The organism is Sulfitobacter sp. 1A15106 (genome assembly GCF_043556995.1).
Lineage (GTDB): Bacteria > Pseudomonadota > Alphaproteobacteria > Rhodobacterales > Rhodobacteraceae > Sulfitobacter > Sulfitobacter faviae.
Window position 1 is genome coordinate 18,318 of record NZ_JBIFFM010000013.1, and the last position, 12,976, is coordinate 31,293.

At 63.0% G+C, this 12,976-nt stretch carries 16 protein-coding genes; all 16 read right to left on the reverse strand.

Annotated features, from left to right (window positions below; all coding sequences use genetic code 11):
- Positions 1-10 precede the first annotated feature (10 nt).
- Positions 11-2,095 carry a phage major capsid protein gene (locus ACGYKA_RS17590; protein WP_394439397.1) on the reverse strand — a complete coding sequence of 695 codons (2,085 nt, stop codon included), beginning with the start codon at positions 2,093-2,095 and terminating at the stop codon, positions 11-13.
- The gene (locus tag ACGYKA_RS17595; protein ID WP_394439399.1) at positions 2,022-3,638 is read right to left on the reverse strand and encodes a phage portal protein; all 1,617 of its coding nucleotides are present in this window, start codon (positions 3,636-3,638) and stop codon (positions 2,022-2,024) included. Before ACGYKA_RS17595 ends, ACGYKA_RS17590 begins: the two co-directional genes overlap by 74 nt.
- Positions 3,638-4,171 (reverse strand): hypothetical protein, encoded by a 534-nt coding sequence (locus tag ACGYKA_RS17600; RefSeq protein ID WP_394439401.1) that lies wholly within the window; start codon positions 4,169-4,171, stop codon positions 3,638-3,640. Before ACGYKA_RS17600 ends, ACGYKA_RS17595 begins: the two co-directional genes overlap by 1 nt.
- A gap of 18 nt (positions 4,172-4,189) precedes the next feature.
- Positions 4,190-6,145 carry a phage terminase large subunit family protein gene (locus ACGYKA_RS17605; RefSeq protein WP_394439403.1) on the reverse strand — a complete coding sequence of 652 codons (1,956 nt, stop codon included), beginning with the start codon at positions 6,143-6,145 and terminating at the stop codon, positions 4,190-4,192.
- Positions 6,138-6,638: a terminase small subunit, Nu1 gene (locus tag ACGYKA_RS17610; RefSeq protein ID WP_394439405.1), complete on the reverse strand. Its 501-nt coding sequence runs from the start codon at positions 6,636-6,638 to the stop codon at positions 6,138-6,140. The genes ACGYKA_RS17605 and ACGYKA_RS17610 overlap by 8 nt, the downstream gene beginning before the upstream one ends.
- Positions 6,635-7,372: a hypothetical protein gene (locus ACGYKA_RS17615; RefSeq protein WP_394439407.1), complete on the reverse strand. Its 738-nt coding sequence runs from the start codon at positions 7,370-7,372 to the stop codon at positions 6,635-6,637. The genes ACGYKA_RS17610 and ACGYKA_RS17615 overlap by 4 nt, the downstream gene beginning before the upstream one ends.
- A complete protein-coding gene (locus ACGYKA_RS17620) occupies positions 7,359-7,559 on the reverse strand; it encodes a hypothetical protein (RefSeq protein WP_394439409.1) in 201 nt (66 codons plus the stop codon). Before ACGYKA_RS17620 ends, ACGYKA_RS17615 begins: the two co-directional genes overlap by 14 nt.
- Positions 7,560-7,579: 20 nt before the next feature.
- Entirely contained in the window at positions 7,580-8,980 is a 1,401-nt protein-coding gene (locus ACGYKA_RS17625) for a site-specific DNA-methyltransferase (protein ID WP_394439410.1), read from the reverse strand.
- 256 nt (positions 8,981-9,236) lie between these two features.
- Positions 9,237-9,467, reverse strand: coding sequence for a hypothetical protein (locus tag ACGYKA_RS17630; protein ID WP_394439412.1), 231 nt, complete (start codon positions 9,465-9,467; stop codon positions 9,237-9,239).
- Positions 9,464-10,084 (reverse strand): YcbK family protein, encoded by a 621-nt coding sequence (locus ACGYKA_RS17635; protein ID WP_394439414.1) that lies wholly within the window; start codon positions 10,082-10,084, stop codon positions 9,464-9,466. The genes ACGYKA_RS17630 and ACGYKA_RS17635 overlap by 4 nt, the downstream gene beginning before the upstream one ends.
- Positions 10,077-10,523, reverse strand: a complete 447-nt coding sequence (locus tag ACGYKA_RS17640; RefSeq protein ID WP_394439416.1) for a hypothetical protein — start codon at positions 10,521-10,523, stop codon at positions 10,077-10,079. The genes ACGYKA_RS17635 and ACGYKA_RS17640 overlap by 8 nt, the downstream gene beginning before the upstream one ends.
- Positions 10,524-10,687: 164 nt before the next feature.
- Positions 10,688-10,915, reverse strand: a complete 228-nt coding sequence (locus ACGYKA_RS17645; RefSeq protein ID WP_394439418.1) for a hypothetical protein — start codon at positions 10,913-10,915, stop codon at positions 10,688-10,690.
- 33 nt (positions 10,916-10,948) lie between these two features.
- Entirely contained in the window at positions 10,949-11,230 is a 282-nt protein-coding gene (locus tag ACGYKA_RS17650) for a hypothetical protein (RefSeq protein WP_394439420.1), read from the reverse strand.
- Between the two features lie 176 nt (positions 11,231-11,406).
- Positions 11,407-11,658 carry a hypothetical protein gene (locus ACGYKA_RS17655; protein WP_394439422.1) on the reverse strand — a complete coding sequence of 84 codons (252 nt, stop codon included), beginning with the start codon at positions 11,656-11,658 and terminating at the stop codon, positions 11,407-11,409.
- Positions 11,655-12,557, reverse strand: a complete 903-nt coding sequence (locus ACGYKA_RS17660) for a helix-turn-helix domain-containing protein (protein WP_394439424.1) — start codon at positions 12,555-12,557, stop codon at positions 11,655-11,657. The genes ACGYKA_RS17655 and ACGYKA_RS17660 overlap by 4 nt, the downstream gene beginning before the upstream one ends.
- Positions 12,554-12,955, reverse strand: coding sequence for a VRR-NUC domain-containing protein (locus ACGYKA_RS17665; protein WP_394439426.1), 402 nt, complete (start codon positions 12,953-12,955; stop codon positions 12,554-12,556). Before ACGYKA_RS17665 ends, ACGYKA_RS17660 begins: the two co-directional genes overlap by 4 nt.
- Between the last annotated feature and the right edge of the window lie 21 nt (positions 12,956-12,976).

Sequence of the window (12,976 nt, forward strand, 5' to 3'; positions counted from 1 at the left end):
GTTAGGGAGGTTAGGAAGCGTCAGAGCCGTAGCAGAAGCTCTCGACGCGGCGCAGGAGGATATCGACGTCCTGCATGGTGACGATCCGCAGACGGCCCTTCTTCGAGTTGGAGTAGGGATCGACAGTGATATCGAGCCCGCCCCACATACCGACGACCACGTCAGCCCAGTTGCCAAAGAACAAGTCGCCCGCGACGATCTGGTTTGTGACCTCGGAGCGATAGCCGTTGACCGTGTTGCCGCTTTCCCAGATGGGCGAGCCGTTGGTGCCGTCGAACTTCTCGGTCGTTTTCAGGTGGCCGCGCATGCCCGCGCCCATCGCGTAGGCCATCGAGTTAACGTCAGCGTTATCCGAGGCAATGGCTGTCTCCATCTGCACCACTTCGGCGTAGCTGGGCATTGCCGCGCCACCACCGGAGGCTGCACCGCCGAAATCAACCGCGTTCACGCCGGCATAGTTTTTGATGCCGCGCGGCTGGCTGCCGGAGCCGGAGCCATAGAAGCCGGCCTTATCGATGGTCAGCGCGAGAGCAGATGCCAGATCGCGACGGACCAGCGCCTCCATGTCGATGCTCGACTGCTTCAGCAGCTTGCGCGTGATCTCCGAATAGGCCGCAACGGTCTTTGGCGACATGGCCAACTGGCCGAGCTCCAGACCGTCCTCGGGAGCATCATCGTCCTCACCGATCCAGTAGCCGGAGGCACCCGACGCTTGCAGCGGAATGTCCACGTTGCCCACCAGACCGGAGAGCGGCGTAGCCAGACGCATCAAAACAGCCCGGTTGCGCAGCATATCAATAAACGATTGCGACATCAGCGTGGTGGCGATGGCGTTACCGCCTGTGTCGCCCGCAGCCGTGCCGCTGGTGTCAGAATTGAGCGCGCGGGTCAGAACTTCAGGCGGCACCATGATGCCCTCGGCCGAACGGCCCATTGCCTGCGCGGCGGCTTCGGAGGCTTCGAACTCAAACGCTGCCGCTTCCTGCGCGCGACGGTTGGTCGGATCGGACAGTGCCCGGATTGCCCGCACGAAGGAGAACTGGTCCTGCTCGCGCTCAGATAGGCCGACATTGTGACGATCCGAGAGAGGAGAGGCATTGCGGCGACCACCGTCCATGTGATCGAGCAGCGCCTGCCGGAACTGATCTACGCCTTGCCCATCACGAACGGCATCACGCGCCAGATCGTCAGCGCCATACTGCTCGCCCATTTCCATGATCGAGCGAACGCGAGCGCGCTCGGCTTCGGAGCCAGTGCGCTCGGCTTGGCGGGTGTTTTCGCCAGCCTCCTCGATAGTTTCGAGGACTTCAACGATCTTGCCGTCCTTGTCCACCATCGCGCGCACGAGGTTGCCCGCGCTATCCCGCAAAATTCGTTCCATAGTTTCGCTCCGTTCCTGCGATTGATTGGACGCACCCTCGTCCGCATTTATGGCTTCAGTATCCGAAGCGGCTGCGCTCGCTTCCTCTGGCGGGTTCCCCGCGCCCATTTCGCGGCCCACGCCGACCGAAGGATCAGCAGCGACGGCGACGATGGACACCTCGTAGGGTTCCCAATCCAGAACCCGAACCATATCGGCCTGCCCGGCGCGCTCTTCGACCTCGATCTTGTGAACCAAGTAGCCGACCGAGACATGGCGACGGATGCCGTCCACCACGTCCTGCCAGATTTCATCCGCCCGAGCACCTCGCCCGAACTTGACCACGGCCCGCCCTCGGCGATCCGCATCGATGCGCGCCTCGGTCACGACGCCGATCTGGTCGTCCCAATCGTGGTTGACGAGCAGAGCCGCGCCGCCCAGCATCCGATCCATCCGGACGGAGGCAGGATCATGCGAGAGCACCTCGACGCCGAACCACCGCTCGACCTCGATCTCCGACGAGAAGGCGAGCTCGACCGTGCGCTCTTCTTCGTTAATTTTGCCGACCGATGCGACCCGCGACAGGCCGCGCTGCCCGCCTTTGTCCGCTGCGTTGATTTGCTCCGGCGTTACTGCCCGAGTGAGAGAGCGACCGACCAGATCAGCTGCCGTCAGCACCCGAGCCCCCGTCGCCTTGGTTTCCGGAACTTTGACCGGCTGGTTTCGCTGAGCCATTAGACCCCTCCGCTTGTTGAAGTACGACCGCGCTAATAATTTCCTCGGGAATGCCCGCCTTACGCATGTCCTCGATATCTCGAGCGATATCGCGCCAAACCGTCTGTGGGTCTTGGCCGCGATCACGAATGATCTGCGACGGAGACATCAGAAGGTTATTTTTCGCCAGCACGGCAGCTTTCACATCCGCGTTGGGATCGATCCAATCCCAGCGGCGTGGCTGCCATGCGACCTTTGAAAACTTGTCCAGCTTCGCTGCCGGCAGCGGCTTGCCGGCGCGCTTGATCTTGCCAGCCAGAAGCGAGCGCTTTAGCCAGCGCGCGAAGATCGGCGCCATCAGGCTCTCTACGACCCACTCCTGCAGGTCTTTCCAGTGCTCGCGCTCGTCAATCGTGCCTTGCCGGATTGACGAGTAATTCACGCCCTCAAGATCAGATGCCAGGTTGTTGTAGGCGACCCCAAGCCCGGCCGAGATGCCGCGCAGCTGGTGCTTGGAAAAGACCGCGAACTCGCCCGAGGGATATGTCGGATTGTACTCTTTGAAGCGCGCGCCGGCAGGGAGCTCATGATAGACCCCGGCCTCGCTTTCGATTTCCACCTCGATGGGCTCCCCGTTTTCATCGACCGCCTCCGGCCCGAAGCCCTCCTCCCATTCGAGAAAGCCCGCTTTGTTCGCGCCTTCGCGCGCGTTGACCAGCGCGGCGTTTTCCAGCTGGTTTAACTGGTGCATGCGCCAGAGCGCGGTAGCCATCCACGGCAGCCCGCGCTTTTGCCCGATCATTTCCGAGATAAAGCAATGGATGATCTGGTCCGCAGGGATGCGAACAAAGGACCGACCGCCATACGAATAGTCGCTCTCTTCGGCCGCGGTCGTTGTGAAGTAATAAGCCGTAGGACGACCGAACTGGCTGAACTCGATGCCATGCCGGATGAACCGACCGCCCGGCAGACTGACCTCGTCCAGATCGAGAGGACAGCGCTGCGGATCGAGGACGTTTAGAGCGAAGCCCCAAGGACCAGCATCGCGCCCGGTCACGACTTGGACAAAGAACTCGCCATCGCGAGCCGCCGTCTGGACAGCCAGCCCCTGAATTTGCCGGAGCGGGAGCCGCCCGGTCACGTCGCAGTTTTCAGCCTTCGACCATTCGGCCCAAGCCCCCTCAATCGCCGCGTTTGCTTCAAGATCAAGAGAGCCGTCAGGGTCTTTCGCCTGCGACTGCATCTGAATGCCGCGCGGCCCGACGATATTCTGCCGGACCATGCGCAGAAACGCCTTCGCGTGATCATTATTCGCCGCCTGTTCGCGCGAGCGGGCGACAAGAACACGCTGGTTGCGCCGGATCACATCATCGGCCGTCAGCGGCGTAGAGGACCAAGAACCCGTCAGGCGATCAGAGCCGCCCGCGTCAAAAAGACGCTTACCAGCGCCGCCACGGCCGAGACGCGGCGCGCGCTTCTTGCCGACCTTTGGCACATTGCTGGGCGCGTCCACGACGCGCGGCTCCTGCCGCGTTTGCGGCTCCCGCTTTCCGAACCAACCCATCAGCTAAACCTCACGCGCATCACGCGGCCGAGACGACCGCCATTCTTGCTGGCCTTCTCGGCTTGGACTTGGGCGCGATAGACCGCGCGCAGCTTCAGCAGATCGGCCATCGGCGTCCGGGTCAGGCTGCGGTTATTGATCGAGTAGGACTGCTGGTCGATGGACGCGCGCCCCTCGATCACCGCCTCGACGGCTTCCAGCACCTTGACCGCATGCGACCGACCGTCGAACGCGCCCTCAACCGCAGACAAATCCTGCAGCACCTTGGTCTGCCCGTCCTCAAGCAGAACTGTCTCGAATGTGTCGACAGCGCGCGTTTGCCACCAATATGTGCCGGGAGCCCACGCTGCGGTCGTCTCGGCCGAGGCAGAGAAGGTGAACTCGTCACCATTGCGCACGGCATCGAGCGTGATTGCCTGCGGCCCGCGCAGGATCAGCGTCAGCCCCCACTCGGGAGCCGCATATTCGGGATAGGACAGCGACACACCGAAGGTGATGCCCGCCGCGATTTCAGAAGGAATTGAACCGGCCACAGCCTCACCATCTTGACGTCAGCGCCCGCGCCGCTTCTTTGGGCGCCACACTCTCTTTGCACCAGCATCGCCCCGCGGCCGCGTTTGTTCCTCTGGCGGGTTCCCCGCTTCGACTTCAGCGACGGCCTCGTCCGCTTCCTCGTCCCCTCCCGGCTCGACCGGATCGGCCTTTGCCGCGAGCCCGCGCACCAGCCGGGCGATGTTTGGATTAACCAGCTTCAGAGCGGCATAGGCATAGACGCGGCAATCAAGCGCCTCGTTACGATCCCGCGTCTTGTGCCACTCGCGCACAGCGAACCCGCGCGACATTCGCGTCCGGAGCGCCTCGGCCGTGGCCTGCGCAAACCATTCCGGCGCGCGCGTATCAGGGATATGGCAGAACCCCGGCCCCGGCTCTTCGACCCCGAACCGGCGCGACACGATCAGCTTCGCCTCGTCCACGCCAATCGAGAACAGATGCACCACCCGCGCCCGGCGCGAGCGCACCCGGCTCGGAGCGGAGACAACCGGACGGCCCCAGCCGCCTACACCCTTGACCGCGAACAGACGCCGCCCGGTTTTGCCGCGCGCGTATTCATACGCCGCCTGCGTCAGACCCTCGCCGCCCCCGGTATCGAGACTGGCGCCGGAGATTGCCAGCTGGGCGCCGCTCTCATGGTCGAAGGTTTCCCCAAGGACCGCGTCCAATTCCTCCCAGACCTCGGATCGGAGCGGATCGCCCCAGAGAACCCGGTAATCCACAGACCAGCTTTCTTCGCCGAGCCCCCAGCCGACGATTTCGACCTCAAGACGATCCTGCTGCATGTCGATACCGGCCGTCAGGACCGCCGCCCCCATTGGCACCGGAGCCGCGAAGGGATGCGCGCGCGCGAGAAGCTCGGCGCTTTCGACTTGGTCGCCTTCCTCCTCCCACGTTTCAGCGAGCGAGACGTTCACGAATGTCTGCAGATCGCCCGCCGCCTTCTTGTCGAGGAAGGACTGCACCACGTCCTGCAGACGCCGGAAGCAGGAATAGAGCTCATTGAGATGGAACGAGGCATGGCCCCGGAACGGCCGCGCGGCGATCCAGCCTGCGCCCTTGGCCTCGGCCGAGCGGATCGCGCCGATGCGCTCGGCGTCGGACCAGACCACACCGCATTCCTCGCAGATATAGCCCGCCGTTTCCGGCCGATGCTCGCCATCCCCGCCCTTGTCCCAAGTTACCTGCGACCATTTGAGGTGCTGCGAGTGATCGCAGTGAGGACACAAGACATGGAAACGCCGCTGGTCGCCTTCTTCAAACGCGCCCTCGATGTATGACACGCCCTTGATCGTTGGCGTCGAGATTTCCAGCAAGAGCCGTTGATCGCCGAAGGTGGCAGCGCGCTGCCAGAGCAGGGACACCGGATGCCCCTCATGCGTCCGGTCGTACCCGTCCGTTTCATCGCAGACGATGAAGGGAGCGGATCGGCCCCGCATGGTCTTAGGCGAGCCCGACCAGCTGAACATCAAGAACCCGCCGGGGTAGGACTTCATTGATTGGTTATTCACGCCATCACGGCCGCGCGGTTTGGCGATGCGATCCTGCAGGGAGGCGTTGGCCTCGACCATCGGGTTAAACTTGGTTTCCAGCCAAGTGTGCAAGTCGCCTTGGCTGGGCTGCATCATGATTTGCGACATGGGGTTCTCGGCGATCCGATACGCCTGCGCGCAGAGCCCAACGGTCGTCTTGCCAACTTGCGCCCCCCATTGGAGCGTGATGCGAGAGACGAGCGGGTCCATCGTCAGATCGAGCGGCTCGCGCTGATACGGGGCATTGTCGAACCGGATCAGACCGGGGATCGCGTTACCGACCGGAATGTAGATCGATGCCTCGGACCACTCCGAAGGCGAAATCGAAGGGGGAGGCGCGAAAGACCCGAGCGCCTCGGCCGCGATCCGCCGCGCCACTGGCCCTATCGGCGCGCGGGGCTGCTTTGCGGCGCGTTTAGCCATCCGCAAAGAGCTCCTCCACGTCCGTCTCGGCCGCTGCCGACATTGCAAGCGCGATTTCATCCCGAATAACCCGTTTGATTTGAGCCTCGTCGTTCAGCCCGAGCACCAGCGAGGTGATGCGCTGCGGGGTGTTGCCTAGAAGGTTTGCCCGGACTTCTCCGAGGATCAGCTGCCACGCGCGCTTGACCTCGGCCGCATCGATTGCATCACCGCGCCGCTTTGCCGCCTCGATCTCGGCGATATCGGCCTCGGCCTTCGTCTTGCGCGCCTTTTCGACATGGTAATCGATGGTTCCAGACTGCACGGCGCTGCCGGCCGCGCGATCCTGCAGATAACGGATATAGCCCTGCACGGCAGGCGCGAGCTCATACCGCCCGCGCTCCGCTTTCGGGATCACCCCCTCCTTCGCCAGCTGCTGGACGCGACGATCCGTCAACATTAGCAGCTTGGCGATGGTTTTGCCGGGGTAGGTGGGTGTCCCCGCGCCGCTCATGTCCCCGGCACCCCGTCATCATCGAAGGCAAGAGGATCAAGGAACAGGTCTGACAGATCGTCGCCCGGCTCCAAATCGGCCCGAGGGGCAGGGCGCGGCGCCTCTTCGACCGGAGGCATGGCCAGATATCGGTCAAAAACCGCTTTGATGATCTCCTGATTGTCCCGCGTCCGGCCGCTTTCATCCCAAAGCGCGTCGAACCATTCGGTGTAGAACGCGCCGATCTCGTCACCGACATCCACGTCGAACTGTTCCGTCCGCAGGTTTTTGTTCAGGTTCATGGAGGACCGCATCACGGCCGAGCCGCGCTGGCCGTTCACGATGATGACCTTGGCGTGAACCGACAGGCACCGGAACGCATCCACGCCCAGCACCTCGATCAGCGGCCCGGCAAACTTGGGCGATTTCTCGAATGTGCCGCGGTCGAGCAGCACCCGAATGTCGGAGATACGCCCGTCCAGCTGGATTTCGCGCGCGCGCTGCACATCGTAGATCCCGGTAGTCCAGGTCGAAAGCCGGACTTCAGCAGGACCGAGCTCGTTGACCATGTGCTCCATCGCGTCGATGGCCGAGAATTGCCCGGCCGTCAGCCCGGTCACGGCCACGCCATCCGACAGCGGCCCGATGGTATCGGCCGCGTTGCCCGTCCGATGCGCGACGAAGCGCACCTTTCGGGAAGCGGATCGCAGCGCGCGCGGCGGTCCTTTGCGTGGTTTTGCCTTACCTTGCGCCACGACCACCCCACCAATTAAACAGCCGGCGCAGGCAGTAGGACCGGACCAGACTAATGCCAGTGAAGATTAGACCGATCTGGGCATGCTGGGCGAGCGACGGATGAAGGCCGAACAGCGGCAGAACCACGATGTTCGCGGCGACCGCGATGCCGTATCCGACCGCCACGTTTGCGACCGCCTCGATCATTGAACCCGCCCGGCTCTGCATCACGCATCCTCCGAGGCTTTCACCCGCTGAGACGCCAGAGCGTCGAAACCCTCGCCGGTCGACAGCAAGGTGGCTTTGCGGCCGGAGAACTGCTGCCAGCGACGGACAATCACATCAGCAAAGCGCGGATCGTACTCCATCAACCGCGCCCGGCGTCCGACCTTTTGGCAGGCGATCAGCGTGGAGCCGGAGCCGCCGAATAGATCGAGGACCGCGTCCCCGCGCTTGCTGCTGTTTTTCAGCATACCAAGGACCAGACCTACCGGCTTCATGGTAGGATGTTCGGCCGACTTCTTGGGTTTCTCGGCCCGGATCACAGAGCCGACAAGCTCCTCCACGCGCAGATCGGCGCCAGAGATGCGCAGCGTGGTCTCGCCGATCTCGATCTGGACCGCCGCCCCATCATCCTCGACCACGAACGGCGCGTCCTCGGCCTCGATCACGGTCGTGTTCTTGCGCCCGCCATACCACGAATGCGCGCCGCCTTCTTTCCAGCCGTAGAGGATCGGCTCGTGCCGCCACTGGTAATCGGATCGGCCCAGCACCAGCGCCGGCTTCACCCAGATGAGGCAGCCCGAGAGTTTGAACCCAGCCTCGCGGAAGGCGCCCCGGAAGTTGAACCCCTCCGTATCGGCGTGAGCCACATAGATCGGAGCGCCCGCCCGCATGACCGAGAAGGCAGAGACGAAGGCATCGCGGAGGAACTCCCGAAAAGCGGCGTCCCCCATGTGGTCGTTTTCGATTTTGCCCGCGGTGCCTTCGTAATTTACGTTATAGGGCGGATCGGTCCAGCAGCAGTCAATCGGCCCGTCCGAGCAGAGCTCCGACACCATGCCGATATCGGTGCTGTCGCCGCACATCACCCGATGATCCCCGAGCACCCAGATATCTCCCCGGCGCGAGACAAAGCCGTCGCCCGGCTCCGGCGTTTCATCATCGCCGATCAAGCCCTGCTCTTCGACATCGTCCTCGCCGAGAAAGAGCGCATCGATCTCCGAGGCATCGAAGCCGGTCATATCCAGATCGGCGCCCGCGTCCCGAAGCGCGCCAAGCTCAAGCCGCAGCAATTCCTCGTCCCAACCCGCGTTGAGCGCGAGCTTGTTGTCGGCCAGAATGTAAGCCCGGCGCTGCGTATCGGTCAGGTGCGAGAGCCGGAGACACGGCACCTCGGCCATGCCCAGCTGACGCGCCGCCATCACCCGGCCATGCCCGGCGATGATCGTGCCATCATCCGAAATCAGAACCGGGTTCGTGAAACCGTATTCGCGGATCGAACCCGCAATCTGGCTGACTTGCGCTTCGCTATGCGTCCGCGCGTTCTGCGCATAGGGGATCAGCCCCTCAAGAGGCAGAAACTCCAGCTGGGACGGCAAAACAGGCGACTTAGTAGATTTGGGCATCAGCCCCTCCAAACGAAACGAAATGGGAATTTTCAAGCACGCAGAAATAAATTTTTGCGCGTACGCACACCCTCACCCCCCACCCCCCGCAGAAGGACCCAAAATATCTGAGGGGGGATCGGCGAAGGGGAGAGCGAAAGACGGACACGCCGCGAGGAACACATCATAGCCGTCGCCGATCTCGACGCGGGTCTGCGCAGTGTCCAAGCGCGAGCGCGAGGGCAGGCTGTCACGCCACGCCTCGCAAGCCGCCCGCTCAGTCTCGGTAACCGCGCCCGTCTTCTTCATGGTCGCGCACCCGCTCGCGAGCAGCAGTAACTCTACGACGCAAATGAGCAGCACGATCCTCGTCAAATTCCACAGCGGCATCCAACGCGTCCTCCTTGCCAGTGCGCCGCCCCCGGCGCCAAGCCGTGCCGAGCGCGGCAATCACCGCGACAGCACCGCCCAACGCTGCGAGCAGCCATGCCTGCAGCCGACCGATCATTCGGCCCCCGAGCGGAACGCCCGCCAAACCACGATGCCCAAGCCAAACACCGCCAAGCCGGTAAAGCCCCAAGTGACCAGCTGGTCAGAGAGCAGAGGCGCCGCCTCATTAACGACGCGCTCGGCCGCGACCGCTACAGCCGCCACCCCGGTGCCTTCCTTCGCAACCTTCTTCGCCTTCTCAGGCGTGGGCTCCGGAGCAAAGCGCCGCTCGCGCTTCGGGAACTTCGTACCCCAGCTGCGCGCCGGCCCGGTGTCGATGTGCATGAACCCGAGGTGCGGATAGTAGCCGAAGCCAGTGAAACCCTCGGCCCGCGCCGCTTGCTCAAACGCCTCGGGATCGTGGTTATCCATGCGGATATCGAATGCCATCCCGCGCATGTGGTAGCTGCTCTTTGCACCGCCGACGCGACGATTGTGCGCCGGATCACGATACGCGCTGGTCACCAGCATAGGAGAGCCGAGACGGACACGCAGCCGCTGAAGGCGGTTCATAGCATCGACGCTGAGCCGCAGGCTGCCATCGCCCTTCGACGCCATCTCACTCGGGGAAAAGTTTTTCCACCGCCAGCCCGTCACCTTCGACCAATGGGCCGCCTCAATCATTTCTTTAGTCATTACGCCCTCCGCGTTTTGCGCCTACACGCCGCCGCAGCTGCGCCACCGTTCGCGTGAAGGCATTGTGATCTGGGAACCAAGGAGCCTGCCAAACCGTCCAATCCCGCCGCTCGCGCGCAGGGATCAGGAGCCAGAGCAACACCAGCAAGTGGTAGAGCCCGCGCAGGAAGATCAGGCTGAAAACGATGTTGACCGTTTTGCCGGTCAAGCCAAACCACAGCGACCACCAAGACGGATCGAGCGAGCGGAGAACAACCGGAGTGAACTCCCAATAGATCGAGCGCGCGACATAAGAAACCACGACCAACGCGATCCCCACCGACAAGCGATATGTCGGGCTTTGATCCCGACGAAACGCATGCGGCGTAAAACCCCGCACCACCATGTACGCGAGGACCAAGCCCGCGCCGGACAGCGATACCACCACCCAATCAACCATCACGGACCCCACGCTCTCGCTGCAACTCTTCCACTAAACTCTCCAATCGCGCCGCCCGACGCTTTACGGCGTCGACGTGCGCGCGGTTACCGCGCCGCAGCGCTTCCGTCTCGGCTTTCTGCTCAGAAGCCGCAGACGGCTGACCAGACACCCACGCCCACATTTTACGGATCACGACGCCCCTCCCGCTCCAGCACGCGCGTCAGCGCATCCATGCTCGAATTTGACGCCTCGGCAATTTCTCTGATTTCGCGCGCGCTTTCGCGGTTGTCGTTGATCCGGTCGTTCTGCACTTTCTCGTAGGCTCGGAACAAATACAGACAGGCATAAGACAGCCCGAGGATCACAGCCCCCGGCAGCCCGTAGGTTTCTATGAATGCGCCCGTGTCCATTGGCCTCGCTTCCGGTTCCGCCGTTGCCACGCATTACGCGACCTCTTCCGAACCATTTTGACCGGCACGTCCCGGCATTCCCTCTGGCGGGTTGCCTCTTAAGATTTCACGCACGCGGGAAACCGAAAGACCGATCTGGTCCGCGATATCCGCAGGCGACAGGCCAGAGACACGCGCCAGTTGGTGGATGCTCCACGCGCGCCAGCTGCGCTCCAAATAGCGAAGGTTCGAGGTTTGGAGAATTTCACCGCCGAAGGAATGGCAGAGCCGCCGCGCGTCTTTCCAGCCGAGGATGCGCACAAGATCGTGGTCCATATGCAACCGCTTCGGCACATAGATGCAGACCCGCCAAGACCGCCCAGTGCTGCCCCGCATCGCGACAATCAGGCGACAAGCCTGCTCACGTCCGATCACTTCCGCGATTTCCCCAGCCACACCGACAAGCGGGAGCTCCGGAGGCGAAGGCATAACAGGTACGAGCGCGCCATCCGTCAAACCGCCTCGCTTTCCGCCTCAATGGCGATCACGGCCACATCAAGCAGCGCGCGCATGTCAGCGGCCCGTTCACCTTCGGCTGAGCCCCAGTGCTTCAGCCCGGCGCGAACGTCCGCGATCCCCGCATAGCAAGCCAAGACTTCGCCCGTTCCCAAGACCCAGAGATCCACATTGCCGAGTAGAACGTCGCAACGCATGGTCACCGACCCAGCGGTAGTCTCGAAGAAATCCGCCCCGGCCCCCATCACGGCTTGATCCCAATCGCGCGCAGCTGATCGCCGGTCACTAGCGCGAGCTCCATCATCCGCGTAGCCACATCAGCGCCGAACGAAGATGCCGCAACGAACTTGCCATCGTTGATCCGGTCGGCCCAAAACTTCGCCCGGTCGTCAATCGAAGCCGGCGCAGAGCGAGCAGGGTAGGCGGTCTCTTCGCGCCACGCGCCGTCTCTCAGCCAATTCTGCGCCTTCTTCGCATAGCCACGCTGGACCTCTGGCGTGGCGCCGTATCGCTGCGCCAGAACTACCAGCCGCGCCGGGTTGGCGCCGTCCTCGACGGCATCACACCACGCCCGGTAGACCGCGTCCCGATCGGTAGCCTTGGGATGGGCCCGACAGAACTGATCAAATTTCTCAGACAGACCCGCCGCTGGTGCGCTTTTGCGCGCCAGCGCCTTACTGGTTCCTCTTATAGGTTCCCTTACAGGGTTAGTGTCCGGTTTCCGGACACGGCTTTGCCCCAAATCCGGACACGGCTTTGCCTGTTTTCCGGACACGGCTCCGTGTCCGGTTTCCGGACACGGCTCGCCATTTCGTTCTTTTTCCGTTCCGTGTCCGGATTTAGGACACGGGCCTACATCATCGGGTATGAACCCATCCTCAAACCCCAAAATATAGCGCGTGGACTTTTGGCGATGCGTGGTCGGATTGAACCGAGTTTCACGCCGGATAAGCCCAGCGCTCTCAAGCGACTTAAGATGCTCATTAAGAGCCGAACGCGAGATGCAGGCATCCCGAGCGAGCGTATCCTGAGAGGGGAAGCAGCCCATGTCAGGATTGTGCCGATCCGCCAGACACAGCAAAATCAGCTTAGTCGCGGGTTTCAGACCGCGCTGGGCGAACGCCCAATTCGTGGCAACGTGGCTCATGCCCCCTCCAACGGCCGGCTTGGCGCGGCCTTGATACGTGTTCGAAACCCATGCCGAGAGAGCGCGCCCAGCGCGTCGTCAACAGAACGGATGATGGCGTAGGGGAAGCCTTGCGCTTCGACCGTCGCCTGAAATTCGCGCTGGGCAGGCGATTGCGGCCCGCGCTTCGATTTTACTTCGAGGAACAGGACGCGGCCCTCGGAGATCAGGATCAAATCAGAGAACCCCGAATAGACGCCCATGCCTTGCAGAATGGCCTGCTTGATCCTCGCGGCCTTGCCCCCGCCCGTCACCTCGTTTGCCGAGTGGTGCAGGACCGAACCGCGCGGGAGGATCGCGCGCAGCGCCTTGACGATATCCCGCTGGATATCCGCCTCCGGTGTCCCGCGCCGCTTCATGTTAGCCACCTGCCCGAAGGC